Origin of the sequence: Streptomyces sp. CB02261 (genome assembly GCF_001905665.1) — a bacterium.
In the GTDB taxonomy this organism is placed as follows: domain Bacteria; phylum Actinomycetota; class Actinomycetes; order Streptomycetales; family Streptomycetaceae; genus Streptomyces.
Genome location: NZ_LIVX01000015.1, coordinates 12,313 through 35,005 on the forward strand (window position 1 = coordinate 12,313; position 22,693 = coordinate 35,005).

Below are 22,693 nucleotides of genomic sequence, written 5' to 3' on the forward strand. Positions count from 1 at the left end.
GCCCCCTCACTGGTTCGCGGTACGGGCAGTGCTGCAACGTGACTGGACATCAGGGAACGCAATCTCAGGGGGATGGGGTCCGACGGGGAATCAGACGGCCATCCCGTACACGATCGTGAACAGCGTCCCCAGTGATCCGATGATGAAGACGCCGGTCAGGCCGGCCACGATCAGCCCCTTGCCCTGTTCCGCGCTGAACGTGTCGCGAAGGGCGGTCGCGCCGATGCGCTGCTTGGCCGCGCCCCAGATGGCGATGCCGAGGCACAGCAGGATGGCCACGGCCATCACGACCTCGATCATGATCTTGGCTTCGGCGCCAAGGCTGCCGAAAGGCCCCCAGTTCGGGGCGATTCCACCGATGATGGTGGTGATGTCGCCCTTCTCTGCCGCCAGGTACATGTAACTCACCGCCCCTGTTGGGTAGTTAGTTGCCCCTGCCGGACGGCATGGGTCATCGCCCTATCTTCGCTGATGAAACCGCCCGCGTGTGACGGCTTGACGGCTCTCTTTACCCGATCCCCGCACACTTGACCGATCTGACCGTCTTGACCTGCGGTGGTGTGGCCGGTTTCCATGCGAAGAAGCGTATGGTCACTCTGTGTATCACGGAGAGTGACTCCGGGCAATGATTGTCGTTGTTGCACTCTTGGGGCCGCGTCGAACCCGCGGACGGCCCCACGGGGCCGTCGCCGCCTAGACTGGGCTGCGGGGGCGTACTGCCATGAGCCGAGGGGTGGTTGACGGTGCGTAGGGCTGGCAAGGCGTGGCTGGTGGCCGGGGGAGCCGTCGGGGTCTGTCTCTCCTTCGTCGCCCTGCTCGTCGTCGGGACGTTCTCCGCCGCCGCGGGTCTCGTCGGCGGCGCCGGCAGCTCCAAGAACGGCACCGTGGCGCTGGCCAAGGGTTCGGTCCCCGCCCTCTACCAGGGGCTCGTGCAGCGGTGGGGGAACCTCTGCCCCGCCATCAACCCGGCCCTGCTCGCCGCCCAGCTCTACCAGGAGAGCGGCTGGAACCCGCGGGCCGTCTCCCCGGCCGACGCCCGGGGCATCGCCCAGTTCATCCCCGGCACCTGGGCCGGTCACGGCGTGGACGGCGACGGCGACGGCGACCGGGACATCTGGGACCCCGCGGACGCGATCCCCTCGGCCGCCTCGTACGACTGCGAGATCGCCGGCTACGTGAAGAACGTGCCCGGCGATCCGACGAACAACATGCTGGCCGCGTACAACGCGGGCGCGTACCGGGTGATCAAGCACGGCGGGGTCCCGCCCATCAGCGAGACCCAGAACTACGTGCGCATCATCCGGTCCCTGGAGAAGAGCTTCGCCCGGCCCCTCGGGCGCGTCGCGCCGTCCCGGCAGGCGGCGGGCGCCATCCACTACGCGCAGCAGAAGCTCGGCACGCCGTACCTCTGGGGCGGTACGGGCACGGCCGCGCAGAACGGCCGGTTCGACTGCTCCGGGCTCACCCAGGCCGCGTACGAGAGCGTCGGCATCGACCTGCCGCGCGTCGCCAACGACCAGTACAACGCGGGGCCGCATCCGAGCAGGGACGAGCTGCTCCCGGGCGACCTCGTCTTCTTCTCCGACGACCTGACCAACTCCCGGGCCATCCGGCACGTGGGCATCTACGTCGGCGGCGGGTACATGATCGACGCGCCCCGCACCGGGGCGGTGATCCGCTTCGACCGGATCGACACCCCGGACTACTTCGGCGCGACCCGGGTCACGGCGGAGGGCGCGGCGGCGCTGCCGACCCATCTTCCGGGGGCCTGAGCGGACCAGACGGACCGTCGGGTCGTACCGGACATGGCTGGAACTCTCCGTCATGCACAGGCCCTGAGCTGCGGTCCGCCGTCACTCTTCGATAACGTCAGCATGATCCACCGGAGAGAGCGGAACGTGCGCCTCAGGCGGTTCGTTCCCTGATCCGACCGCTCATGACCACGGGGGTTGGAAACACCAGACACGAGAGCAAGGGGCTTCAGCACATGGCTGGACTCGCATCGGACGGTTCGAACCCCGATGTCGGCCTGCTCTACGACATCAACGGGCTGGCCAAGGCGGCTCCGCCGTGGTTCGACCGCGTCATGGAGTTCGTCGGCGAGTACGGGATCATGCTCGCGATGGCCCTCGTCTGCCTGTGGTGCTGGTGGGGCGTCCGCCGCCGCGGCACCCTCGCCGACTCCGTCTCGGCCGTCGCCGGGCTCGTGTGGGCCCCGCTGGCCGCCGGCATCGCCCTGCTCGTGAACGTCCCCATCCGCGGCTTCGTCGAGCGCCCCAGGCCCTTCAAGGACCACCAGGGGCTCGAGGTCCTCGTCGAGGGCAAGACCGACTTCTCGTTCGTCAGCGACCACGCCACCCTGGCGATGGCCCTCGCCGTCGGCGTCTTCGTCGCCCACCGCCGGTTCGGGCTCGCCGCCATCGGCCTCGCGCTCGCCGAGGGGTTCGCGCGGGTGTACATGGGCGTCCACTACCCGACCGACGTCGTCGGCGGACTCGCCCTCGGCACGGCGGTCGCGCTGCTCCTCGCCCCGCTCGCCCTCGCCCTGCTCACCCCGGTGGTCTCCGCCGTCGCCCACTCGGGCTTCGGCGCCCGGCTCGTCCGCTCCCGCCGGGCCGAGAGCCCGCGGCGCCCGGAGGCGGTCGACATCCCCGAGACCCGGCTCGGCGGCGCGACCCCCGACTCAGGCCGCAAGGACCTCGCGGCCTGATCTCGACGGGCGCGCGCCGGGGCAGCCTCGGGGACCGGTCCCACCAGGCGTGCCCGGGCCGGTTCCAGCTCTCGGTGGTGACCGCCGCGCGGACGTTCCAGCTCTCGGTGGTGTCCGCCGCGAGGGCGTTTCAGCTCTCGGTGGTGACCGCCGCGCGGACGTTCCAGCTCTCGGTGGTGTCCGCCGCGAGGGCGTTTCAGCTCTCGGTGGTGTCCGTCGTACGGACGTGGTCCGCCGCGTCCGTACGGGCGCGGTCCCTGGACCGTCGGGCCGGGCCCGTCCAGCCGCAGCTGCAGCGTGCCAGCGCGAACGAGCCGCGCTCCGTCGTCGTGGCGGTGTGAGGAGTGGACTGCGCGTGCACACCACCACCGTACTGCGCGTGACGGCACGCGTTGACCGTCGTTATGCGGATCGGGTGCCCCCGGACCCGCGGGTGCCGGGGAAGGGCGGGACCCGGGCGGACAGCGGTGAGGCGTGGGGGGTTGGCAGGGATGGTGGCGCAGCGGTACGGACGTCCGCACGGTCGCGGGAGCGGGGCGTTCGCCGTCACCGCCGTCCTGGTCGGCTCCCTCGTCGGGACCGGCGCGGTCACGGGGTGCGCGGCCCCCGGGGACCCGAAGCCCGCGGTCGATCCGGCGCTCGCCGTACGGGACGCCGCCGACGCGCTGACGAAGGCCGGGACGGCCAAGGCGAGCACCTCGATGGAGATGGCGTCGGGCGGGACCCGGGTCACCATCAGGGGCGAGGGCGGGTACGACTTCCGGCGCCGGACCGGGCGGCTCCAGGTGGTGCTGCCGAAGGACCCGGCGGGAGCCAGCGGGCACCGGCCGATCACCGAACTCCTCACGCCCGGCGCCCTCTACATGAAGAACCGGGGGGCCGGGGTCCCCGCCGACAAGTGGGTCCGGGTCGACACCACCACGCTCGACGACGGCAACCTCGTCACGGGCGGGGCCACCGACCCCGGGGCGGCGGCGGAGCTGCTCCGGGGCGCCCGGGACGTCACGTTCGTCGGTGAGGTCGAGCTGGCAGGGGTGAAAGTCAGCCACTACCGGGGCGTCGCCGACATGGCGCTGGCCGCCCGCGCCGCCTCGCCGCAGTTGCGCGGGGCGCTCGCCGCGGCGGCGAAAGGGTTCGCCAAGGACACCGTGCCCTTCGACGCGTACCTCGACGGTGAGGGGCGGCTGCGGAAGGTCCGCCACCAGTTCAGTTTCAGCAACCAGGGAAGCACGGTCGCCGTCGCGTCGACGACGCTGCTGTACGGCTTCGGGGTCCGGGTCGAGGTGAGGTTGCCGGATCGCCGGGACATCTACGCCGGGAAGATCAAGGCCTGACCTGGGCCGGTGCCGCGGGGGCCATCGGCAAATGGTCCGGACGTGTCATGCGCGGTCCGTGGCCCCGTCCCTACGCTGGGAGACCGCTGGGAGACCGACGCCGGCAGGAAGAGGTGGATGCGCGTGGCCCCGCCCGGTACAGCAACCGTGCCCGCAGACCCGGACTGCGTCGCCCTCGCCGAGATCGAACTGTGCGGCGAACTGATCATCGCCGCCTCGACCGCCGACGGGGAACGGCTCAGCGCGGACCGGATCGACGAGGTGCTGCGAGTGGCGGCGGAGCGGGCCGTGGAACATCTCTGACGGTACGGCCCGGCTCACCACCGCCTCCGTGCGGCGGCCGTCAGGTGCGCAGCATGCGGGCGATGGCCTTCGTGGCCTCCTCGACCTTGGCGTCGATGCCGTCGCCGCCCTTGGCCGCCGCGTCGGCGACGCAGTGCCGCAGGTGCTCCTCCAGGAGCTGGAGCGCGAAGGACTGGAGCGCCTTCGTGGAGGCGGAGACCTGCGTGAGTATGTCGATGCAGTAGACGTCCTCGTCGACCATCCGCTGGAGGCCGCGGATCTGGCCCTCGATCCGGCGGAGCCGCTTGAGGTGCTCGTCCTTCTGCTTGTGGTAGCCGTGCACTCCGTGCTCGTGGTCGGCCGGCCCGACGGCCTCGACGGCCTCGGGGGTGACCTGGTCCGCCTCGGTGGTCGTCATCGCTGCCTCCCGTTGTCCATTAAGGGGGTGTATACCCCTCGTGGGTATATGGTACCGATCCCCGCCGATCCGGGCGGGGGCCCGTGCAGTTCACTGTGCCTGATGGGCGACACTGAGAGGACGCCGGTTAGCCGTGGCCGGATGATGCGCCTAGCATCAGCCTGACCGAAACCCAGCACCCCGAGGACCTCACGTGCGATTTCGTCTGACCCCCAGGGAGACGAGCTTCTACGACATGTTCGCCGCCTCCGCGGACAACATCGTCACGGGCTCCAAGCTCCTGATGGAACTGCTCGGCGCGGAGCCTTCCGCCCGGGCCGAGATCGCGGAGCGGATGCGGGCAGCGGAGCACGCCGGCGACGACGCGACCCACGCGATCTTCCACCAGCTCAACTCCTCCTTCATCACGCCCTTCGACCGTGAGGACATCTACAACCTCGCGTCGTCCCTCGACGACATCATGGACTTCATGGAGGAGGCCGTCGACCTGGTCGTCCTCTACAACGTCGAGGAGCTCCCCAAGGGTGTCGAGCAGCAGATCGAGGTCCTGGCGCGGGCGGCCGAGCTGACCGCCGAGGCGATGCCGAACCTGCGGACGATGTCCAACCTCACCGAGTACTGGATCGAGGTCAACCGGCTGGAGAACCAGGCGGACCAGATCCACCGCAAGCTGCTCGCGACGCTCTTCAACGGCAAGTACGACGCCATCGAGGTGCTGAAGCTCAAGCAGATCGTCGACGTGCTGGAAGAGGCGGCCGACGCGTTCGAGCACGTGGCCAACACGGTGGAGACCATCGCGGTCAAGGAGTCCTGAGCTTCGTGGACACCTTCGCTCTGATCGTGACCATCGGTGTCGCGCTCGGTTTCACGTATACGAACGGCTTTCACGACTCCGCCAACGCCATCGCCACCTCGGTGTCGACCCGGGCGCTGACCCCGCGGGCCGCGCTCGCGATGGCCGCCGTCATGAACCTCGCGGGCGCCTTCATGGGCAGCGGGGTCGCCAAGACGGTCAGCGAGGGCCTGATCGAGACGCCGACCGGCGACAAGGGGATGGGCATCCTCTTCGCGGCGCTCGTCGGCGCGATCATCTGGAACCTGGTCACCTGGTACTTCGGTCTGCCGTCCTCCTCCTCCCACGCGCTGTTCGGCGGCATGGTGGGCGCGGCGCTGGCCGGTGGCACGGAGGTCATCTGGGGCGGCGTCCTCGACAAGGTCGTCATCCCGATGTTCATCTCGCCGGTCGTCGGTCTCGTGGCCGGTTACCTGGTGATGTGCGCGATCATGTGGATGTTCCGCAAGGCCAACCCGCACAAGGCCAAGCGCGGCTTCCGTATAGCGCAGACGGTGTCGGCGGCCGGCATGGCGCTCGGTCACGGTCTGCAGGACGCGCAGAAGACCATGGGCATCGTGGTGATGGCCCTGGTCATCGCCGATGTCCAGCAGGCCGGCGACGACATCCCGGTGTGGGTGAAGATCGCGTGCGCCGTGATGCTGTCGCTCGGTACGTACGCGGGTGGCTGGCGCATCATGCGGACGCTCGGCCGGAAGATCATCGAGCTGGACCCGCCGCAGGGTTTCGCGGCGGAGACGACGGGTGCGTCGATCATGTTCGGCTCCGCGTTCATCTTCCACGCGCCGATCTCGACGACGCACGTCATCACCTCCGCGATCATGGGCGTGGGCGCGACCAAGCGCGTCAACGCGGTGCGGTGGGGTGTCGCGAAGAACATCATCCTCGGCTGGTTCATCACCATGCCGGCGGCGGCGCTCGTGGCCGCGACGAGCTTCTACGTGGTGCAGCTGTTCTTCGGCTGACGGGCGGCGTCGCCTGATGCTGCTGGGGGTCCGGGGGTTATCCCCCGGGGGATGCAGTATCACCATGCCGGCGGCGGCGCTCGTGGCCGCGACGAGCTTCTACGTGGTGCAGCTGTTCTTCGGCTGACGGGTACGTGGCAGGGCCCGGCTCCCCTCAGGGGAGCCGGGCCCTTCGTCATACGGTGGCACCGCCATGCAGCACCGTATGGCGTGTTGCCCCGCACGTGGTGACCCTGGGCCGGGGGCGTTTCGCTGCCCCCGGTGGTGGGTTCACACGGGCTGGGCGTCCTATCCGAAGCGGCCGGAGATGTAGTCCTCGGTCGCCTGGACGCTCGGGTTGGAGAAGATGCGCTCGGTGTCGTCCAGCTCGATGAGCTTGCCGGGCTGGCCGACGGCCGCCAGGTTGAAGAAGGCCGTGCGGTCCGAGACGCGGGCGGCCTGCTGCATGTTGTGCGTCACGATGACGATCGTGAAGCGTTCCTTCAGCTCGCCGATCAGGTCCTCGATCGCCAGCGTCGAGATCGGGTCGAGGGCCGAGCAGGGCTCGTCCATGAGCAGGACGTCGGGCTCGACCGCGATGGCGCGGGCGATGCACAGGCGCTGCTGCTGACCGCCGGAGAGGCCGGAGCCCGGCTTGTTGAGGCGGTCCTTGACCTCGTTCCAGAGGTTGGCGCCCTTGAGGGACCGCTCGACGATCTCGTTGAGCTGGGCCTTCTTGTACGAGCCGTTCAGCCGCAGGCCCGCCGCCACGTTGTCGAAGATCGACATGGTGGGGAAGGGGTTGGGGCGCTGGAACACCATGCCGACCGTGCGGCGCACGGCGACCGGGTCCACGTTCGAGCCGTACAGGTTCTCGTCGTCCAGCATCACCTTGCCCTCGACGCGGCCACCGGGGGTGACCTCGTGCATCCGGTTCAGGGTGCGCAGGAAGGTGGACTTGCCGCAGCCGGACGGGCCGATGAAGGCCGTCACGGAGCGGGGCTCGACGGTCATGGAGATGTCGTCGATCGCCTTGTGGGCGCCGTAGTACGCGGAGAGGCCGCTGACGTCGATTCGCTTGGCCATATCAGTTCACTTCCATGGTGGCCGCGGTCAGCGGCCGGTCTTCGGGGCCTTCCAGCGGGCGATGCCGCGGGCCACCAGGTTGAGGATCATGACGAAGGCGATCAGGACGAGCGCGGCGCCCCAGGCACGGGCCATCGCGGCGTCGGTGCCGACGGCGAACTGCTCGTACACGTAGAGCGGCAGGGAGGACTGCGCGCCTTCGAAGGGGTTCGGGTTGATGAGCTTCGTACCGAACACGAGGAGCAGGACGGGGGCCGTCTCGCCGGTGATGCGGGCGATCGCGAGCATGACGCCCGTGGTGATGCCGCCGATCGCGGTGGGCAGGACCACCTTCAGGATGGTGCGCCACTTCGGGATGCCGAGGGCGAGGGAGGCCTCGCGGAGCTCGTTCGGGACGAGCTTGAGCATCTCCTCGGTGGAGCGGACCACGACCGGCATCATCAGGATCGACAGGGCCATCGCGCCGGCGAAGCCGGAGGGCCCGAAGCCGAGCATCAGGTTCCAGGTGGCGAGGATGAAGAGGCCGGCGACGATCGACGGGATGCCGGTCATGACGTCGACGAAGAAGGTGACGGCCTGGGCCAGCTTCCCACCGCCGTACTCGACGAGGTAGACGGCGGTGAGCAGACCGATCGGCGCGGCGATCACGGTCGCGATGGCGACCTGCTCGATGGTGCCGAGCAGCGCGTGGTAGACACCGCCGCCGGCTTCGGCGTCGAGGACGCCGTTCATCGAGTGGCTCAGGAAGTAGCCGTCGAGGACCTCGATGCCCTTGCTGATCGTGACCCAGGCGAGGGAGAGCAGCGGGACGACGGCGAGGACGAAGCAGACCCAGACGATGCTGGTGGCGACGCGGTCCTTGGCCTGGCGGCGGCCCTCGACCTTGGTGGTCAGGGCGTACGTGGCGACGACGAAGACCAGCGCGGCGATCATGCCCCACTGGATCTTGCTGTGCCAGCCGGCGGCGAGGCCGATGCCGACGCCCGCGGCGATCGAGCCGGCCGCGACGGCGGCGGGCGTCCAGCGGGGGAGCCGGGCGTGTGAGAGGGACCCCGGGCGGGGGGCCGCGGTGACCGGACGATCCTGAATGGCGTGGCTCATGCCGCTGCCCCCGAGTACTCCTTGCGGCGGCCGATGATCCAGCGGGCGGCGCCGTTGACCAGCAGGGTGATGGCGAAGAGGACGAGACCGGAGGCGATCAGCGCGTCCCGGCCGTACTCGTTGGCCTCGTTGAACTTGGCGGCGATGTTCTGCGCGAAGGTGCCGCCGCCCGGGTCGAGGAGGTGGCCCGAGATGAGGAAGCTGGGGGAGAGGACCACGGCGACGGCCATGGTCTCGCCGAGCGCGCGGCCGAGGCCCAGCATGGAGGCGGAGATGATGCCGGAGCGGCCGAAGGGCAGCACCGACATGCGGATGACCTCCCAGCGCGTGGCGCCGAGGGCGAGGGCGGCTTCCTCGTGCATCTTCGGGGACTGGAGGAAGACCTCGCGGGTGACGTTGGTGATGATCGGCAGGATCATGATCGCCAGCAGGATGCCCACGGTGAAGAGCGAGCGGGCGGGGCCCTCGTTGGCCTTGTCGAAGATGTACGTCCAGCCCATGTACTCGTCGAGCCAGAGGTTCAGGCCGTCCAGGTACGGGACGAGGAAGATCGCGCCCCAGAGGCCGTAGATGATGCTGGGCACGGCGGCGAGCAGGTCGACGACGTACGCGAGCGGCTTGGCCAGCTTGCGGGGCGCGTAGTGCGAGATGAAGAGCGCGATCCCGATCGCGACGGGCACGGCGATGAGCATCGCGATGATCGACGAGACGACCGTGCCGAAGGCGAGGACGGCGATGCCGAAGGTCGGCGGGCTGCCCGCCGGGTTCCACTCGAAGGTGGTGAAGAAGTTGGTGCTGTCCTTCGAGATGGCGAGGACGGCACGGTAGGTGAGGAAGCCGGCGATCGCGGCCATGATGACGAGGAGGGTGATGCCGGAGCCTCGGGACAGGCCGCTGAAGATGCGGTCCCCGGGGCGGGACGCGCTCTTGGCGCGCCGGCTCCTCTGTATGTCTGGTGTGGTGGTAGCCATCTGCTTCTCCGGTCTGCGGTGCCCCTACGGGTGTGGGGGCTCCTGGCGGCGGTGCACCGGATGCCGGGGCCGGCCCCCCCTGGGGGAGGGCCGGTCCCGGCCGGGGGTCAGGACAGGGTGGGGACGATCGCGCGGACCTTCGCGGCGATCTCGGCCGGCAGCGGGGCGTAGCCGGCGTCGGTGAGGACCTTCTGGCCCTCCTCGCTCACGGTGTAGTTGAGGAAGGCCTTCAGGGTCGGCAGGGTCTCCGCCTTGTTGCCCTTGTCGCAGGCGATCTCGTAGGTGACGAGGACGATCGGGTAGGCACCCTCGGCCTTCGTCGCGTAGTCGAGGGAGAGGGCGACGTCGCTGCCCGTGCCCTTGACCTTGGCGGCGGCGATGGCCTTGGAGGCGTTCTCCGAGGTGGCGGCGACCGGGGCGGCCGCGCCGGTGTTGATGCTGACGGTGGAGATCTTGTTCGCGGTGGCGTACGAGAGCTCGAAGTATCCGATGGAGCCCTCGGCGTCCTTGACGGCGGTGGCGACACCGGAGGAGCCGTTCGCGGCCTGGCCGCCCTGGGCGGGCCACGACTTCGACTTCGGGTCGTGCTTCCAGTCTGCCGCGGCGGCGGTGGAGAGGTACTTGCCGAGGTTCTGGGTGGTGCCCGACTCGTCCGAGCGGTGGAAGGCCTGGATCGTGCTGTCGGGGAGCTTGGCGCCCGGGTTCAGCTTGGCGATCGCGGGGTCGTTCCACTTGGTGATCTTGTTGTCGAAGATCTTGGCGATCGTGGAGGCGTCCAGGACCAGGTTGTCCACGCCCTCCAGCTTGTAGCCGATGGCGATGGGGCCGCCGACCATCGGGAGGTTGACGCCCTTGCCGCCCTTGCAGATCTTCTGCGACTCGGCGACCTCTTCGTCCTTCAGGGCGGAGTCGGAGCCCGCGAAGGCGACCTGGCCCTGGTTGAACTTGGTGATGCCGCCGCCGGAGCCGATGGCCTGGTAGTTGATCTCGACGCCTTCGCAGGCGGCCTGGAAGTTCTTGACCCACAGGTCCATCGCGTTCTTCTGCGCGCTGGAGCCGGCGGCGAGGAGCTGGCCCTTGGCGCCCTCGCACGCGATGTTCGACGCGGCGGAGGAGGCCTTGGTGCCGCCCTCCTTGGCCGGGGTCGCCGCGTTGTCGTCCGAGCCACACGCCGAGAGGACGAGCGCACCGGAGACGACGAGGGCACCGATCGCGGAGGCGCGAAGCCCGTTCTTGCGCGAAAGCTTCACTTTCGGGTGTTCCTTCCAGAAGCCGCCCTGTCGCGGACCGAGTGTCCTGAACGTTTCTACGGCGGCGTGTGTCGGTTGGTGGTGCATCGATGTGCTGGGAGCACCGTGTACGTCCGAAATTAGGCAGAACAGGTGAAGCGGTCGACCGAAGAGGGTGAACGGGAGGTGAACCGTGCCGTAAGCCCGGGTGCGGGCGCCCTGGGGCGGCGGCCGGGGCCGTTCAGTGGCGGGAAGTCGCCACGGCCGTGTCCAGGAGTTGCCGGTCGCGCGGCATGGTCAGACGGGCCCGGGCCGGCGTGGGCGGCAGCCAGAGCAGGGCGTCGACCTCTCGCGACGGTGTGAAGGTGCCGCTCAGGGCGCGGGCCGTCCAGTAGACGACCTCCTTGGGGCGCCCGTCCACGGTGTAGCGGACGGTCGGCAGGCGGGCGCCGAGCTCACAGCGCTGTCCCGTCTCCTCCAGCACCTCGCGCAGCGCGCACGCCTCCGCCGTCTCGCCGCGCTTCCGCTTGCCCTTCGGGTGCGACCAGTCGTCGTACTTCGGCCGGTGGACGAGCGCGATCTCGATGCCGTGGCCGGAAACCGCCGGGCGCCACAGGACGCAGCCCGCCGCCAGGACCGGGGCTCGGTCGTCGCTCATGGGACCGGGGCCGTCGTTCTCCGCCAGGCCCGCTGGAAGGCGAAGCGGGCCGCCTCGACCTCGTGGCGCTGGTCGGCGTGGAGCACGCCCAGGGCGTACGCGGTGGCCGGGGCGATGCGCGGGGTGCGGGCGGCGGTGGCGGCGGCCGTCGCGGCCTCGGCGGCGTCGCGGTGCCGGTCCAGGGCGCGGGCCGCCTCGTACAGGACGGGTTCGGGTTCGCCGCCGGTGTGCAGGGCCTCGGTGGCGTACCGGTGCAGGCGCAGCAGGAGCCGGGTCTGGTGCCAGGGCGCGTCCTGGCCCTCGCCGGCGGCGAGCCCGAGGGCGTCCGCGTTGTACGGGTGGGCCGCCCGGGTCAGGGGCAGGGCGGCGACCGCGTCGAGGAGGCGCCGCCCGGCGACCTCGGCGGGGCCGTCCAGGACCTCGACGGCGGGGGCCGCGCCGACGGGGCCGAGCGGGACCTCGGAGGCGAGGAGGGCGACGGCGTCGGCGACGGCGTGGAAGCGGGCCGAGCCGAGGGCCTGGAGGGAGGCCGAGTGGGCGCGCGTACGGGCCAGGGTCAGCTGGCGTTCGAGGAGCGCCCCGGCCCGGGCTGCTCCCACGCTGAGCCCGGCCGCGTCACCGCCCCGGGCGGCGGGGACGGGCCCGCCCCCGCCGTTCGTTCCGCTCGACAGGCGGGACAGCGCGTCCATCAGGCGGACGAGCCGGGAGGTGCAGGCGTGCTCCAGGGCCAGGGTGCCGGAGAGCCACGCGAGCTCGGTCCGCAGCTGGTCCGCCCAGGCCTGGTCGAGCAGCGGCCGGAACGTGTGGAGCGTGCCGCTGATCCGGCGGGCGGCGGCCCGCAGCGTGCGGGCCGCCTCCTCCGCACCTGCCGTGTCCGAGCCGCTCTCGGAGTGGAGCCGGAGGCCGCGGAGGAAGTCCGCGGCACGGGCGTGCAGGTAGGGGGCCAGGACCTCGCCCGCCGTGACGTCCCGTCCGTGGTGCGAGTGGTCAGGTTTGAGCACGCCGGCGCCTCCGCGCGTCGATGAGCATCTCCTGCACGTGCCGCAGCGGCCGTCCCTCGGGGTCGGTCGCGTGCCGCGTCCAGTTCCCGTCGGGGCCGAGGTGCCAGGAGGAGGTGGTGTCGGACATCCCGGTCTCCAGGAGCCGGGTGAGCGCCGCGCGGTGGGCCGGGTCGGAGACCCGGACCAGGGCCTCGATCCGCCGGTCCAGGTTGCGGTGCATCATGTCGGCGCTGCCGAACCAGACCTCGGGTTCGCCGCCGTTGCCGAAGGTGAAGACCCGGGAGTGCTCCAGGAAGCGGCCGAGGATCGAGCGCACCCGGATGTTCTCCGAGAGGCCGGTGACCCCGGGGCGCACGGCGCAGATGCCGCGGACCCAGATGTCGACGGGGACGCCGGCCCGCGAGGCCTGGTAGCAGGCGTCGATGATCGCCTCGTCGACCAGCGAGTTGACCTTGATCCGCACGTACGCGGGGCGGCCGGCGCGGTGGTGGGCGATCTCCTTGGTGATCCGGGAGACCAGCCCGTCCCGCAGCGACTTGGGGGCCGTGAGCAGGCGCCGGTACGTCTCGCGGCGGGAGTAGCCGGAGAGCCGGTTGAACAGGTCGGAGAGGTCCGCGCCGACCTGCGGGTCGGCCGTGAGCAGGCCGAGGTCCTCGTACAGCCGGGCGGTCTTCGGGTGGTAGTTGCCCGTGCCGACGTGCGAGTAGCGGCGGAGCAGCTCGCCCTCCTGCCGTACGACCAGCGACAGCTTGCAGTGGGTCTTCAGGCCGACGAGGCCGTACACGACGTGGCAGCCGGCCTCCTCCAGCTTCCGCGCCCACTTGATGTTGGCCTGCTCGTCGAAGCGGGCCTTGATCTCGACGAGGACGAGGACCTGCTTGCCGGACTCGGCGGCGTCGATCAGGGCGTCGACTATCGGGGAGTCGCCCGAGGTCCGGTACAGCGTCTGCTTGATCGCCAGGACGTCCGGGTCGGCGGCCGCCTGCTCCAGGAAGGCCTGTACGGACGTCGAGAACGAGTCGTACGGGTGGTGGAGCAGCACGTCCCGCTCGCGCAGCGCGGCGAACACGTCCGGCGCCGACGCCGACTCGACCTCGGCGAGGTCCCGGTGGGTGCCGGCGATGAACGTCGGGTACTTCAGCTCGGGCCGGTCCTGCCCGGCGATCCCGAACAGCCCGGTCAGGTCCAGCGGGCCCGGCAGCGGATAGACCTCGGCGTCGGAGACCTTCAGCTCGCGCACGAGCAGGTCGAGGACGTACGGGTCGATGGACTCCTCGACCTCCAGGCGCACGGGCGGGCCGAAGCGGCGCCGCATGAGCTCCTTCTCCAGGGCCTGGAGCAGGTTCTCGGCGTCGTCCTCCTCGACCTCCAGGTCCTCGTTCCTGGTCACCCGGAACATGTGGTGCGCGAGCACCTCCATGCCGGGGAACAGCTCCTCCAGGTGCGCCGCGATCACGTCCTCCAGGGGGACGTACCGCTGCGGGGAGGCCTCCAGGAAGCGGGTCAGCAGCGGCGGTACCTTCACGCGCGCGAAGTGGCGGTGGCCGCTCACCGGGTTGCGTACGACCACGGCGAGGTTCAGCGAGAGTCCCGAGATGTACGGGAAGGGGTGCGCCGGGTCCACGGCCAGCGGGGTGAGGACCGGGAAGATCTGCTGCCGGAACAGGGTGAAGAGCCGCGCCTGCTCCTTCTCCGTGAGCTCGGGCCAGCGGATCAGGTGGATGCCCTCGTCGGCCAGGGCCGGGGCGACGTCCTGCTGGAAGCAGGCGGCGTGGCGGGCCATGAGCTCGCGCGACCGCGTCCAGATCAGGTCGAGGACCTCGCGGGGCTGGAGCCCGGAGGCGGAACGGGTCGCGACGCCGGTGGCGATGCGGCGCTTGAGGCCGGCGACGCGGACCATGAAGAACTCGTCGAGGTTCGAGGCGAAGATCGCGAGGAAGTTCGCCCGTTCGAGGAGGGGGGTCGTCGGGTCCTCGGCGAGTTCGAGGACGCGCTCGTTGAACGCGAGCCAGCTGCGCTCCCGGTCGAGGAAGCGCCCCTGGGGCAGCTCGTCGCCGAGTGCGCCGTCGTCCTCGTACGTGTCGGGATCGGCGTCCAGGTCGGGGTCGAGATCGGTCACGACGGCGCCGTTCACCACCTGCGCGCGGTGGGCGGCTATGGAGCCGACGGACGGCTGCGCGGACGTCGGGGCGCTCGAAGCGGCGGACTGCGTGGCGGAGGACTGGACCGGGACCTCGGCGGGCTGCTTGCTCATGACCCTATTCTTCCGCGCGAGGGGCAGCTCAGGCGCGTCGGAACGGACCGTGGGGGAGGGAAGTCTCCCCTTGGGAAGACCGGACACGGAGCGCTTCATTGCGTGAGCGTCGCAAGCGCGTCTGAATGGCCGGTAACGGGGACGTGTCGTAGGGGAATCGGGGGGCGGGCCCTTGGTCAGGGATTCGCCCCCCGAATCCTCCTTACGGGTGCGGCCTAGGGGTGACGGGCGCGCAGCACGCGGAAGGCGGCGAGGGCCGCGAGGGCGGCGAGGGCGAGGACGATGCCGCTCTCGATGAGCTGGGTGGGCCAGAAGTGTGACTGGGGGTGGAAGTCGATGTACTGGCCGGTGACGCCGTTCCGGGCCTGGCACTGGGCCTCCACCTTGCCCCACAGGCCCATGGTGTGGTCGGTGCCCGGCGTCCGGGCCGCCTCTTCCCAGCAGATCCGCTCGTCGAAGCGGGCGCCGGTGGCGGTGAGCAGACCCGACTCCATCGTCAGGCTGTCGACCGAGTGCGTGAGCGAGAGCGCGGTGCCGGCGGGGCCGGTGATCGTCTGCACCGGGAGGAACGACCAGCGGAACGCGCCGACGACGAGGAGGACGATGCCCATGACCAGGCCCGTGGCCGCCATCGCGACGAGAGCGCGCCGGATCAGCAGTCCGAGGAGGGCGCCCACGGCGACGGCGGCGAGGAGGTAGGCGACGAGGACGACGCCGGTCGCCTCGTACGGGCCACGGCCGGCCCAGTGCAGTGCCCAGGTGCCCGAGGTCCGTCCCCAGCCGATCCGGAAGACGGCCATGAGGGCGAGCGTCGTCAGGAGGGCGGCGGCGGTCGCGGTGAGGAGCTTGGCGCGGAGCCAGGCCGCCGGGCTCACCGACTGGGTGAGGGACAGCTTGTACGTCCCCGACTCGTACTCGCGGGCGATCAGCGGACCGGCGACGAGGGCGCCGACGAGGAGCGGCAGCAGGACCAGGCCCGTGGACAGCTGCTCCACGGCGAAGCGGAGCACGCCGTGGGCGCGGTTGTCGTCGGAGACGACCTCGTACCGGTTCTCGATGCGCAGGTCCGGGTACTGCAGGTCCCAGATCCGCAGCCCCCCGATCACCGCGAGCGCCAGGACCACCAGCGCTCCCGCCAGCCAGAGAGTCCTGCGGTACTGGCGGACCGTCACCCAGTAGGTGCCCTTCAGGGTGAGGGTGCTCATGCGGGGGCTCCTTCGGTGGTGCGGAGGTGGGCGAGGAGGAGGTCCTCCAGGGAGGGTTCCCGGGTCTCCCAGGGGCCTTCGACCGGGCCCTCGTGGCGGACCAGGGCCGTGAGTTGGCGGCCCGTCGTGCGGGACTCGACGACCGTGTGCGGGGTGAGGTCCGCGATCGGGCCGGTGAGCAGGGTGTGGGCGGCGAGGAGCGCGTCGACGGGGCCGTCGAGGCGGACCCGGCCGCCGTGGAGCAGGATGAGGTGGTCGCAGGCGCCCTCCAGCTCGGTGAGGATGTGCGAGGACATGACGACGGTGGTGCCGTGCTCGGCGGCGTCGGCCATGAGCAGGCCCATCAGCTGGTGCCGGGCGAGCGGGTCGAGGTCGGCCATCGGTTCGTCGAGGAGCAGCAGTTCGGGGCGCTTGCCGAGGGCGAGCGCGAGGGCGACGCGGGTCCGCTGGCCGCCGGAGAGGTCGCGTACGAGGGTGTCGGAGGAGAAGCCGCCGCCCTCGACGACCCGCTCGGCGAGGGCGGAGTCCCAGCGGCCCGGGTTGAGTTCGCGGCCCATGCGCAGGGTGTCCGCGACGCTGAGCCGGGGGTGGAGCGGCTTGTCCTGGGCGACGTAGGCGAGGTGCCGGCGGGCCGGGCCCGCGAGGGTGCCCTCGGTGGGGCGGAGGAGCCCGGCGGCGAGGGCGAGGAGCGTGGACTTGCCGGCGCCGTTGGGGCCGACGAGGGCGCAGATCCGGCCGGTGGGGAGGGCGAAGTCGCACTCCCGGAGGGCCCAGCCGCGGCCGCCGCGTCCTCCGTACCGTTTGCCGAGCAGAGCGGCCTCCAGCGCGATGCCGTCCTGGGTCATGCGTCGTCCCCCTCGAAGTGTTCCTTCAGTACGGATGTGAAGAGCGCGGCCACGTCCTCGCGGTCGAGGCCCGACGCGCGTGCCCGGCGGGCCCAGTCGGCGAGTTCGCCGCGCAGGGGCGAGTCGGCGGGGCCGGTGCCGAGGGTGGCGCGGACGAAGGTGCCGAGGCCGCGGCGGGCCTCGACGAGTCCTTCGCGTTCGAGCTCCCGGTAGGCCTTGAGGACCGTGTTGGGGTTGATGGCCGTCGCTTCGACGACCTCGCGTGCGGTGGGCAGTCGGTCGCCGGGCTCCAGGAGGCCCATGCGGAGGGCCTGTTTCGTCTGCTGGACGATCTGGAGGTAGGTGGCGACGCCACTGCGCCGGTCGATGCGGTACTCGACCACGATCCCTTCCACCACCCTTTCACTAATCAAGTAGTGAAAGGGTGGTGCAAAGAAGGGGGCGGTGTCAAACCGCCCCCTCCGCGGCGGGACGGTGTCAACCGCGCCGCGCGTGACCGGACTTACGACTCCGTGCGGTACATCAGGTCCACCTCGTGCGTCGTGAAGCCCAGGCCCTCGTAGACCCGCACCGCCGAGGTGTTGTCCGCGTCCACGTACAGCATCGCCGTCGGCAGCCCCTGCGCCGCCAGGTGGCGCAGGCCGATCGCCGTGAGCGCCTTGCCGAGGCCGCCGCCCTGGGCGTCGGGCAGGATGCCCACGACGTACACCTCGCCGAGCTGCTCCTCGGCGTGGGTCTTCGTCCAGTGGTAGCCGATCAGCCGGCCGTCCTTCTCCGCGAGGAAGAAGCCCTTCGGGTCGAACCAGGGCTCGGCCGTCCGGTCGTCCAGGTCCCGCTGGGTGAGCGAGCCCTGCTCCGGGTGGTGGGCGAACGCGGCCGCGTTGGCGGCGAGCCAGGCCTCGTCGTCCTGGCCCGGGGTGAACGTACGGATGGTGACGCCCTCGGGCAGGACCGGCTCCGGGATGTCGAGCGGGACCAGCGAGCGGCGCAGCTGGCGCAGCTCGCGGAAGAGCGTCAGACCGAGGACCTGGGCGAGGTGCCGGGCGGCGGACTTGCCGCCGTGCGCCCAGACGCGCAGCCGCTTGCCGGAGGCGGCGAGCAGGGCGGTGCCGAGGGCCCGGCCGTGGCCGCGGCCGCGGTGGGACGGGTGGACGACCAGTTCGGCCGCCGGGGCCTCGATGGGGTCGGTCTCCTCCAGCTGCGCGTAGCCGTAGAGGTGGGGGCCGACGGTGAGCAGGAAGTGCCGTACGCCCTCGCGCCTGCCGTTCCGCAGGTAGAGCCGCCCCTGCTCGGACACGGCGTGCATGCCGTCGGCGTGGTCGGCGGCCTCCAGCAGGTCCAGTACGTCCTGGACCTGCTCGGGCGTGAGCTCGTCATACGTGTGGATCTGCCGTCCGGGTTCGAGGGCCGGTGCCGCGTCGGAAGTCATGGACCTGAGCCTACGGTGACGTGCGGCCGCCCCGGGGAAAGGCGAAGGCAACTGTCTCGTAACCCGCTACCCCCTGTTGCGCTACGCGCGTTGACTCTAGGCTTCGCTGGCACGTCAGCAGTCGAGAGGCGCCCCCGCAGCGGGGCGCGGGGAATAGGGGAGCGATGGCAGCGACACGGAAGAAGAAGAGGACGGCACGGCGGATACTCGCCGTGGGCGCGGGGCTTGCCACCGTCGGCGCGCTCGTCGCCGCGCTGCCCGCGGGCGCCTCGCAGGACACGGAGGCCCGGCACGGCTCGAACGGCAAGGGCTGGGGCCGCATGGTCGACGTGCAGCTCCTGTCCTTCAACGACCTCCACGGCAACCTGGAGCCGCCGACCGGCTCCTCGGGCCGGCTCACGCGCATCAAGGAGGACGGCACGACCGAGCTCGTCCCGAACGTCGGCGGCGCCGAGTACCTCGCCACGCATCTGCGGCAGGCCCGTGAGGGCCACCGGTACTCCATCACGGCCGCCGCGGGCGACATGATCGGTGCCTCGCCGCTGCTCTCCGGGCTGTTCCACGACGAGCCGACCATCGAGGCGCTGAACAAGCTGAAGCTCGACGTGAGCTCGGTCGGAAACCACGAGTTCGACGAGGGCGCCCGCGAGCTGAGCCGCATACAGAACGGCGGCTGTCACCCGACCGAGGGCTGCTTCGAGGAGGGCAAGCGCTTCAAGGGGGCGAAGTTCCCGTACCTCACGGCCAACGTGACGGACGAGAAGAGCGGCAAGCCGCTGCTCGACCCGTACTTCGTCTGGGAGCGTGACGGGGTCAAGATCGGCTTCATCGGCGTGACCCTGGAGGGCACGGCGAACATCGTCTCCGCCGAGGGCATCAAGGGCCTGAAGTTCGGCGACGAGGTCGAGACGATCAACAAGTACGCCAAGGTGCTGGAGCGCAAGGGCGTGAAGTCGATCGTCGCGCTGCTCCACGAGGGCGGCCTGCCCGCCTCGGGCGCGTACAACTACGACTGCGACACGCCGGGCGCCGGCGCCGGCATCTCCGGCCCGATCGTGGACATCGCGAAGAACGTGACCCCGCAGGTCGACGCCCTGGTCACCGGCCACACGCACCAGGCGTACGCGTGCTCGATCCCGGACCCGTCGGGCAAGCCGCGCACGGTCACCTCGGCGGCCTCCTTCGGCCGGCTCTACACCGACACGACGCTCACCTACGACCGTCGCACGAAGGACATCGTCCGCACCGCCGTCTCCTCCGCCAACCACGTCGTCACCCGTGACGTGGAGCCGGCCGGTGACATCAGCACGCTGATCAAGCGCTGGAGCGCCCTGGCCGCGCCGATCGCGAACCGTCCCGTCGGCCACATCGCCGAGAGCATCGAGAACCCCCTCGACGTGTACGAGAAGCCGCTGGGCAATCTCATCGCCGACGCGCAGCTGGCGGGCATGGCCCCGGCCGACAAGGGCGGCGCCCAGCTCGCGCTGATGAACCCGGGCGGCGTCCGCGCGCCGCTGACCAAGGGCGCGGACAGCGTGGTGACCTACGGCCAGGCGTACACCGTCCAGCCGTTCACCAACATGATGACGGTGGTCGACCTGACCGGTGCCCAGCTCGTCACCGCGCTCCAGCAGCAGGTCAGCGGTGCCAACCTGGCGTCCCCGAAGATCCTCCAGGTGTCGAAGAACTTCGCCTACACCCTGGACATGACGAAGACGGGCGCCGACCGGATCGTGGTCGACTCGGTGCGGCTGAACGGCGCGCCCCTCGACCCGTCGAAGAGCTACCGGGTCGCGATGAACGAGTTCCTCACGGGCGGCGGTGACGGCTTCCCGGTCCTGGCCACCGGTGCGAACAAGCTCGTCGGCGCCTCGGACCTCGACGTCTTCATCGCCTACCTGACGGCCAACTCGTCGGCCGCCGAGCCGCTCCGGGCTCCGGCGACCGGCCGCATCACGGTCGTCAAGTAGTCCTCGGGGGTCTCCGAACCTCGAAGAGGGGGCTGCCCCTCCGCCGGACCGGCGGAGGGGCAGCCCCCTTTCGTCATGGCTTCCGCGCTCTGGGAAAGTTGACGGGGACCTGTCATTATCCGGTCCATGGAGCGACGACGCTTTCTCGCCGGGGCCCTCGGGGCCGGGGCCGTACTGATCGCCGGGGTGCCCGGGGCGCGGGCCGCGGCCCTGGACACGCGCACGTGGATGGGGGCGCATCCGGACGGGACCCCCCTCGCGCGGCTCACCATCCCCGGCACCCACGACTCCGGAGCCCGCTTCGGCGGCCCCTGGTCCGAGTGCCAGAACACCACCATCGCCCAGCAACTGGACAGCGGGATCAGGTTCCTGGACATCCGGTGCCGGGTGACCGGCGGCTCCTTCGCCATCCACCACGGCCCCTCGTACCAGAACATGATGTTCGGCGACGTCCTCATCGCCTGCCGCGACTTCCTCGCCGCCCACCCCTCCGAGACCGTCCTCATGCGGGTCAAGCAGGAGTACTCCTCGGACTCCGACGCCACCTTCCGCGCGATCTTCGACGACTACCTGGACAACCGCGGCTGGCGGTCGCTGTTCCGCATCGGCGACACGGTCCCCGCCCTGGGCGAGGCCCGCGGCAAGGTCGTCCTCATCGCCGACAACGGCGGCCTGCCCGGCCTCAAGTGGTGGGACGCCGGGGCCCTCGCGATCCAGGACGACTGGAACGCCCTGCCGAACGCCAAGTACCCCAAGATCGAGGCCCACTTCCGCGCGGCCGTCGAACAGCCCGGCAAGCTGTACATCAACTTCGTCAGCACGTCCGCGTCCCTGCCGCCCCGCTGGAACTCCGACAACCTCAACCCCCGGGTCCACGGCTTCCTGGACGGCACGGCGAACACCTGGAAGGGCCTCGGCATCGTCGCCATGGACTACCCGAACACCCGCTCAGGCCTCGTCGCGTCCCTCGTCCGCCACAACTGACGGCGGCGGTGTCGGCGCCCCCGGCAGGCGTACCGTCGCCACCGTCCCGCCGCCCTCCGCCGGAGTGAGGGTGACCGTGCCGCCCGCGTGGTGGACCGTACGCGCCACGATCGACAGACCCAGGCCCGAACCCGGCAGGCTGCGCGCCGAGGGCGAGCGCCAGAAGCGGTCGAAGACGTGCGGCAGCTCGTCCGGGGCGATGCCCGGGCCCTGGTCGCGGACGGTCAGCTCGCCCCGCATCAGGGTCACCTCGACCGTGCCGCGCGCCGGCGAGAACTTCACCGCGTTGTCCAGGACGTTCATCAGCGCCCGCTCCAGCGCGGCCGGCTCCGCCCGCACGTACCAGGGCGCCAGGTCCGTCACGAAGGTCAGCCCGGGGCCCCGCAGCCGCGCCCGGTCCAGGGCCGCCCGCAGGATCGTGTGGAGCGGGACCACCTCCAGGGGACCGGGCTGCGCCGCGTCCGGGCGGGCCAGCTCCTGGAGGTCGCCGATCAGTGCCGCCAGCTCCGTCATCTGCGCCTTCACCGAGGCCATCAGGGCCCGCCGGTCGTCCGGCGGGATCGCCCGGCCCGTCTCCTCGCTGCGCGCGAGCAGCTCGACGTTCGTACGGAGCGAGGTGAGCGGGGTCCGCAGCTCGTGCCCCGCGTCCGCGATCAGCTGCGCCTGCCGGTCGCGCGAGGTCGCGAGGGCCGCCGTCATCGCGTTGAAGGAGCGCGAGAGCCGGGCGATCTCGTCCTCGCCCTCCACCGGGATGCGCACGGTCAGGTCCTCGGTCGCGGCCACGTGCTCGACCGCCCCGGTCAGCCGGTTCACCGGTTCGAGACCGGTCCTGGCCACCCACAGACCGGCCGCGCCCGCGCCGACGACCCCGATCCCGGACACCAGGAGCAGCACCCAGCGCAGGGTGGACATCGAGTTGTCGATCTCGGCGAGCGGCCGGGCCACCGACACGGCGAGCCCGATCGGGCCCTCCTGCGGGTAGGTGTAGACCCGCATCTCCCGCCCGGTGTCGTCGAGCACCGTGTGCAGGGCGTACTCCAGCTGCCCCCGCGCCACCGCGAGATCGCCGGCCCCGGCCGGGATCGCGGCCTTCCCCGAGGTGCACACGCTGCCGTTCGCGAGGATCACCTGGACCGTGTACGAGCCCGCCACCGGCGGCGGCGTGGTGCCCTGCCGGCACAGCGAGAGCAGGCTCTGCACCCCGGACGGGTCGAGCCGGGTGCTGCGCAGCGAGGAGTCCATCTCCGCCTCCAGCTGCTCCCGCGTCACGAACCAGCAGGCCAGCGACACGGCCGCCACGGCCACCGCGACCGCGACCGCCGTCAGCAGCGCGAGCCGGGAGCGCAGCGGCCGCGAGCGGAACCACGCCAGAGGAGTCCGCACGGCCCGCTTCCCCGCGAGGGAGGACCCTCTCCCGGA

The 22,693-nt window shown here is 71.0% G+C and carries 23 protein-coding genes; 9 read left to right on the forward strand and 14 right to left on the reverse strand.

Going from position 1 to position 22,693, the window contains the following annotated elements; translation table 11 throughout:
* Positions 1-90 precede the first annotated feature (90 nt).
* Entirely contained in the window at positions 91-399 is a 309-nt protein-coding gene (locus tag AMK29_RS33975) for a hypothetical protein (RefSeq protein ID WP_017242359.1), read from the reverse strand.
* A 344-nt stretch (positions 400-743) separates the two neighbouring features.
* Here AMK29_RS33975 and AMK29_RS33980 point away from each other — a divergent pair, with 344 nt between their 5' ends.
* From AMK29_RS33980 to AMK29_RS33995, 5 genes are all read left to right on the forward strand, one after another.
* Complete coding sequence (locus AMK29_RS33980) at positions 744-1,772, forward strand: C40 family peptidase (RefSeq protein ID WP_382620782.1); 1,029 nt, start codon at positions 744-746, stop codon at positions 1,770-1,772.
* Between the two features lie 215 nt (positions 1,773-1,987).
* Complete coding sequence (locus AMK29_RS33985; protein ID WP_073819939.1) at positions 1,988-2,710, forward strand: phosphatase PAP2 family protein; 723 nt, start codon at positions 1,988-1,990, stop codon at positions 2,708-2,710.
* Positions 2,711-2,787: 77 nt separating this feature from the next.
* Positions 2,788-3,051 carry a hypothetical protein gene (locus AMK29_RS36885; RefSeq protein WP_198942385.1) on the forward strand — a complete coding sequence of 88 codons (264 nt, stop codon included), beginning with the start codon at positions 2,788-2,790 and terminating at the stop codon, positions 3,049-3,051.
* 150 nt (positions 3,052-3,201) lie between these two features.
* On the forward strand, positions 3,202-4,044 hold the full coding sequence (locus tag AMK29_RS33990; protein ID WP_073819940.1) for a hypothetical protein: 843 nt from the start codon (positions 3,202-3,204) through the stop codon (positions 4,042-4,044).
* 117 nt (positions 4,045-4,161) lie between these two features.
* Complete coding sequence (locus AMK29_RS33995) at positions 4,162-4,347, forward strand: hypothetical protein (RefSeq protein WP_073819941.1); 186 nt, start codon at positions 4,162-4,164, stop codon at positions 4,345-4,347.
* Positions 4,348-4,387: 40 nt separating this feature from the next.
* On the opposite strand, the gene AMK29_RS34000 is transcribed toward AMK29_RS33995, so the two are convergent.
* On the reverse strand, positions 4,388-4,744 hold the full coding sequence (locus AMK29_RS34000; protein WP_073819942.1) for a metal-sensitive transcriptional regulator: 357 nt from the start codon (positions 4,742-4,744) through the stop codon (positions 4,388-4,390).
* A 193-nt stretch (positions 4,745-4,937) separates the two neighbouring features.
* Between AMK29_RS34000 and AMK29_RS34005 the strand changes: the two genes are divergently transcribed.
* Positions 4,938-5,558 (forward strand): DUF47 domain-containing protein, encoded by a 621-nt coding sequence (locus AMK29_RS34005; protein ID WP_053643397.1) that lies wholly within the window; start codon positions 4,938-4,940, stop codon positions 5,556-5,558.
* Positions 5,559-5,563: 5 nt separating this feature from the next.
* A complete protein-coding gene (locus tag AMK29_RS34010) occupies positions 5,564-6,562 on the forward strand; it encodes an inorganic phosphate transporter (RefSeq protein WP_073819943.1) in 999 nt (332 codons plus the stop codon).
* 288 nt (positions 6,563-6,850) lie between these two features.
* On the opposite strand, the gene pstB is transcribed toward AMK29_RS34010, so the two are convergent.
* From pstB to mshD, 11 genes are all read right to left on the reverse strand, one after another.
* The gene (gene pstB, locus AMK29_RS34015) at positions 6,851-7,627 is read right to left on the reverse strand and encodes a phosphate ABC transporter ATP-binding protein PstB (RefSeq protein WP_073819944.1); all 777 of its coding nucleotides are present in this window, start codon (positions 7,625-7,627) and stop codon (positions 6,851-6,853) included.
* 27 nt (positions 7,628-7,654) lie between these two features.
* Positions 7,655-8,728, reverse strand: a complete 1,074-nt coding sequence (gene pstA, locus AMK29_RS34020; protein WP_073819945.1) for a phosphate ABC transporter permease PstA — start codon at positions 8,726-8,728, stop codon at positions 7,655-7,657.
* Entirely contained in the window at positions 8,725-9,699 is a 975-nt protein-coding gene (gene pstC / locus AMK29_RS34025) for a phosphate ABC transporter permease subunit PstC (protein WP_073819946.1), read from the reverse strand. The genes pstA and pstC overlap by 4 nt, the downstream gene beginning before the upstream one ends.
* Before the next feature lie 107 nt (positions 9,700-9,806).
* Entirely contained in the window at positions 9,807-10,949 is a 1,143-nt protein-coding gene (gene pstS / locus AMK29_RS34030) for a phosphate ABC transporter substrate-binding protein PstS (RefSeq protein ID WP_073819947.1), read from the reverse strand.
* A 220-nt stretch (positions 10,950-11,169) separates the two neighbouring features.
* The gene (locus tag AMK29_RS34035; protein WP_073819948.1) at positions 11,170-11,586 is read right to left on the reverse strand and encodes an NUDIX hydrolase; all 417 of its coding nucleotides are present in this window, start codon (positions 11,584-11,586) and stop codon (positions 11,170-11,172) included.
* Positions 11,583-12,587, reverse strand: coding sequence for a CHAD domain-containing protein (locus AMK29_RS34040; protein ID WP_073819949.1), 1,005 nt, complete (start codon positions 12,585-12,587; stop codon positions 11,583-11,585). Before AMK29_RS34040 ends, AMK29_RS34035 begins: the two co-directional genes overlap by 4 nt.
* Positions 12,574-14,841 (reverse strand): RNA degradosome polyphosphate kinase, encoded by a 2,268-nt coding sequence (locus AMK29_RS34045; protein WP_073819950.1) that lies wholly within the window; start codon positions 14,839-14,841, stop codon positions 12,574-12,576. Before AMK29_RS34045 ends, AMK29_RS34040 begins: the two co-directional genes overlap by 14 nt.
* A gap of 215 nt (positions 14,842-15,056) precedes the next feature.
* Entirely contained in the window at positions 15,057-16,046 is a 990-nt protein-coding gene (locus AMK29_RS34050; RefSeq protein WP_073819951.1) for an ABC transporter permease, read from the reverse strand.
* The gene (locus AMK29_RS34055) at positions 16,043-16,891 is read right to left on the reverse strand and encodes an ATP-binding cassette domain-containing protein (protein WP_073819952.1); all 849 of its coding nucleotides are present in this window, start codon (positions 16,889-16,891) and stop codon (positions 16,043-16,045) included. The genes AMK29_RS34050 and AMK29_RS34055 overlap by 4 nt, the downstream gene beginning before the upstream one ends.
* A complete protein-coding gene (locus AMK29_RS34060; protein WP_073820063.1) occupies positions 16,888-17,274 on the reverse strand; it encodes a GntR family transcriptional regulator in 387 nt (128 codons plus the stop codon). The genes AMK29_RS34055 and AMK29_RS34060 overlap by 4 nt, the downstream gene beginning before the upstream one ends.
* A 119-nt stretch (positions 17,275-17,393) precedes the next feature.
* Positions 17,394-18,320: a mycothiol synthase gene (gene mshD, locus AMK29_RS34065; protein WP_073819953.1), complete on the reverse strand. Its 927-nt coding sequence runs from the start codon at positions 18,318-18,320 to the stop codon at positions 17,394-17,396.
* 164 nt (positions 18,321-18,484) lie between these two features.
* Here mshD and AMK29_RS34070 point away from each other — a divergent pair, with 164 nt between their 5' ends.
* Both AMK29_RS34070 and AMK29_RS34075 read left to right on the forward strand, forming a co-directional pair.
* Positions 18,485-20,290 carry a bifunctional metallophosphatase/5'-nucleotidase gene (locus tag AMK29_RS34070; RefSeq protein WP_073819954.1) on the forward strand — a complete coding sequence of 602 codons (1,806 nt, stop codon included), beginning with the start codon at positions 18,485-18,487 and terminating at the stop codon, positions 20,288-20,290.
* 126 nt (positions 20,291-20,416) lie between these two features.
* Entirely contained in the window at positions 20,417-21,274 is an 858-nt protein-coding gene (locus tag AMK29_RS34075) for a phosphatidylinositol-specific phospholipase C (protein ID WP_073819955.1), read from the forward strand.
* Here the strand turns inward: AMK29_RS34075 and AMK29_RS34080 are convergent.
* Positions 21,239-22,657, reverse strand: a complete 1,419-nt coding sequence (locus AMK29_RS34080; RefSeq protein ID WP_073819956.1) for a sensor histidine kinase — start codon at positions 22,655-22,657, stop codon at positions 21,239-21,241. The two genes, AMK29_RS34075 and AMK29_RS34080, sit on opposite strands and share 36 nt — an antisense overlap.
* Positions 22,658-22,693: the final 36 nt, after the last annotated feature.

What these genes read in the sequence shown, in the direction of transcription:
- pstA (WP_073819945.1), bottom strand. Translation starts at nt 8,728, where the DNA reads ATGAGCCACGCCATTCAGGATCGTCCGGTCACCGCGGCCCCCCGCCCG.
- AMK29_RS34000 (WP_073819942.1), bottom strand. Translation starts at nt 4,744, where the DNA reads ATGACGACCACCGAGGCGGACCAGGTCACCCCCGAGGCCGTCGAGGCC.
- mshD (WP_073819953.1), bottom strand. Translation starts at nt 18,320, where the DNA reads ATGACTTCCGACGCGGCACCGGCCCTCGAACCCGGACGGCAGATCCAC.
- AMK29_RS34070 (WP_073819954.1), top strand. Translation starts at nt 18,485, where the DNA reads ATGGCAGCGACACGGAAGAAGAAGAGGACGGCACGGCGGATACTCGCC.
- AMK29_RS33975 (WP_017242359.1), bottom strand. Translation starts at nt 399, where the DNA reads ATGTACCTGGCGGCAGAGAAGGGCGACATCACCACCATCATCGGTGGA.
- pstC (WP_073819946.1), bottom strand. Translation starts at nt 9,699, where the DNA reads ATGGCTACCACCACACCAGACATACAGAGGAGCCGGCGCGCCAAGAGC.
- AMK29_RS34075 (WP_073819955.1), top strand. Translation starts at nt 20,417, where the DNA reads ATGGAGCGACGACGCTTTCTCGCCGGGGCCCTCGGGGCCGGGGCCGTA.
- AMK29_RS34050 (WP_073819951.1), bottom strand. Translation starts at nt 16,046, where the DNA reads ATGAGCACCCTCACCCTGAAGGGCACCTACTGGGTGACGGTCCGCCAG.
- AMK29_RS33985 (WP_073819939.1), top strand. Translation starts at nt 1,988, where the DNA reads ATGGCTGGACTCGCATCGGACGGTTCGAACCCCGATGTCGGCCTGCTC.
- AMK29_RS34035 (WP_073819948.1), bottom strand. Translation starts at nt 11,586, where the DNA reads ATGAGCGACGACCGAGCCCCGGTCCTGGCGGCGGGCTGCGTCCTGTGG.
- AMK29_RS33995 (WP_073819941.1), top strand. Translation starts at nt 4,162, where the DNA reads ATGCGCGTGGCCCCGCCCGGTACAGCAACCGTGCCCGCAGACCCGGAC.
- AMK29_RS34055 (WP_073819952.1), bottom strand. Translation starts at nt 16,891, where the DNA reads ATGACCCAGGACGGCATCGCGCTGGAGGCCGCTCTGCTCGGCAAACGG.
- AMK29_RS33990 (WP_073819940.1), top strand. Translation starts at nt 3,202, where the DNA reads ATGGTGGCGCAGCGGTACGGACGTCCGCACGGTCGCGGGAGCGGGGCG.
- AMK29_RS34045 (WP_073819950.1), bottom strand. Translation starts at nt 14,841, where the DNA reads ATGAGCAAGCAGCCCGCCGAGGTCCCGGTCCAGTCCTCCGCCACGCAG.
- pstB (WP_073819944.1), bottom strand. Translation starts at nt 7,627, where the DNA reads ATGGCCAAGCGAATCGACGTCAGCGGCCTCTCCGCGTACTACGGCGCC.